Below are 2,320 nucleotides of genomic sequence, written 5' to 3' on the forward strand. Positions count from 1 at the left end.
TATCAATATAACTGTCCTCTTTAATTGAATAGGAATCATTAGAAACTGTAGAATAATATTTCTTTAGCTCATTTTCAAAAGTGTAAAAATTCTTTCTACATTCATCATAATTATAGGAATAATCATACATCTCTCTATCTCCTGTTATATAGGACCGTATCCTATTTTTACTGCAATATACAAATATAGCAAAGAAAGAAAAAATACCGCAAGCTGAATCTTCCAAATGAATTTGAACCATTTAAAATAACTAACTCCAGCTATTCCCAACGAGATTAACAACACTGCGTTAGTTGGATACAACAAATTACTAAACCCATCTCCAAAAACGAAAGCTTGTACAGCGGTTTGTCTCGTGATTCCAACCAAATCTGCCAAAGGAACTATAATTGGCATAGTCAAAAATGCTTTTGCAGAAGCTGAGCCTATGAATAGATTCATAATAAAAAAAAGCAAATAAATCAAAAAAGTTGCAGCGACAGTTCCAGATTCAGATATAACAATAGATGCATTGTACAATATCGTATCTAAGATTTTTCCATTGGTAATTATCAGTTTTACCGACATAGCCATGAGAATCAATATAACTCCAGGTAACAGATTGCTCATTCCAATTAAAAAATCTTTGAACACCTTAGAAATACTTTTTTCAACCACTAAACCCGATAAAAAACCTCCTATCATGAATAATACACCAACAACGGGTAACATAAGGCCACTCATAAATCCGGTAAAACCAGAAATTAAAATCAGTATAAACAAAATTGAAATTATTGTTATTAATATTTTAGAAGCTTTTGAAGTATTTACATCATAATCGATGGTTTCTATTTGCTGATCAACAACCTCTTTTTGGTGCTTCTTAGCATAATTCCTCAAAAAAAAGAATAAAAGTAGGTAAGTAGTGATAAAAATAATTATTCTGAGGCCTATTCCCGAAAAAAGTGGGATTTCAGCTATTCTTTGTGCCACTCCTAAACTGAAAGGATTCGCAATTGCTGCAGAAAAACCAAATCCTGCTGCTAGTAGACTCATTCCCAAACCTGTTAGATCGTCCCAACCCAAGGAAACTGAAAACATTATTACAATCGGTATTAAAGGGACAATTTCTTCAAAAATCCCCATTAATGCACCTAAAAGCATAAAAACTAGAATCATCAAACCTAATAAAACGTTTTTTTGTTTGCTGTACCTTTTAACAATTTTACTAATAATGTATTCAATGACATGGTTTTTATTCAAAATATAGATCGAACCGGAAACTACCAATATAAACACAATAATAGTGATTATAAGTGGTGCATCAGAGCTCCACAATACTTCGATTGGAGCGGTAAACCATCGCCAAAAGGGATAATTTGGTTTTTCTATTGTCTGGTAAGAATCTTCTACGATGACTGTTCTTCCATCTATAAACTCTCTTTGATACTCCCCCGCAGGCAATAAAATTGTTAATACTCCTGAGATCATCATAATAGAAAAAATAACTACTGCTGAGGTTATAAACATGTTTCTGCTTATTTTTACAGACTTTTCCATACCTCATCCCCCTTGTATAATATGTTTTGATATTTTATTGTCTTTAGTATTTTTAAATTTCAACAACCTTTCCAGCGCCACCTTCTATATAGGCTTCTGGAAAAAGCCTTTTAATATCATCTTTGTGTTGGGTACAATGTGTTGCACAAATTAGTTTTAAACCCTTCAAAGATTCTGCAGGTGTTCCATGTAACCCTCCAATTATTCCGTATACTTCTCCAAATGTTGAAGCGGTTTTTAATATATTTTCCATCTTTGGATGAGAGCATCCAACTATTACTATTATTCCTTTTTCAGTTTTTACACAGAGAGATTGTTCTATCCCTTCTAATTCTCCTGTGGAATAAATGCCTTCATGTATTTCAGTAGGACCTTTTATGGTAACAACTTCTTTTGCATTTTTCACTCCCCTGAAAGATGGAGGAACGTAAACCGTTACATCGGGATTTTTTGAGAGAAAACCCGACAAACCGCCCACATGATCATAGTGGTTGTGAGATATAAAAACCTCATCTATTGTAGATGGATCAACTCCTAGCTTTTCCATGTTGTTTAACAGGATCTCTCCACTTCCACCGGTATCGAAAAGAATCTTAGGTGCATTTTCTACTTCAATCAAAGCAGAGAATCCCCAATTTGCTTGGAGATTTTTGTCATGCACTATGTTATCGTATAAAATGGTAACTTTCAATTGTTTATTTTCTGCCATTGTGGTTCCCCCTTTTATACAATCACTATTTTAAAAAGCTCTAAAACATTATATTTAGCGCCCCTTCGCCCC

Annotated in this window: 2 protein-coding genes; both read right to left on the reverse strand. The window is 33.5% G+C overall.

What is annotated here, in order from left to right:
- Positions 1 to 144: 144 nt before the first annotated feature.
- The gene (locus tag X925_RS10185; protein WP_121959885.1) at positions 145 to 1,539 is read right to left on the reverse strand and encodes a YfcC family protein; all 1,395 of its coding nucleotides are present in this window, start codon (positions 1,537 to 1,539) and stop codon (positions 145 to 147) included.
- A 52-nt stretch (positions 1,540 to 1,591) separates the two neighbouring features.
- Positions 1,592 to 2,248: an MBL fold metallo-hydrolase gene (locus tag X925_RS10190; protein ID WP_121959886.1), complete on the reverse strand. Its 657-nt coding sequence runs from the start codon at positions 2,246 to 2,248 to the stop codon at positions 1,592 to 1,594.
- Positions 2,249 to 2,320 lie beyond the last annotated feature (72 nt).

Source organism: Petrotoga sp. 9T1HF07.CasAA.8.2 (genome assembly GCF_002895585.1).
GTDB lineage: Bacteria > Thermotogota > Thermotogae > Petrotogales > Petrotogaceae > Petrotoga > Petrotoga mobilis.

Excerpts from the sequence above, each read along its gene's own strand:
- X925_RS10185 (WP_121959885.1), bottom strand. The coding sequence starts at position 1,539 with ATGGAAAAGTCTGTAAAAATAAGCAGAAACATGTTTATAACCTCAGCA.
- X925_RS10190 (WP_121959886.1), bottom strand. The coding sequence starts at position 2,248 with ATGGCAGAAAATAAACAATTGAAAGTTACCATTTTATACGATAACATA.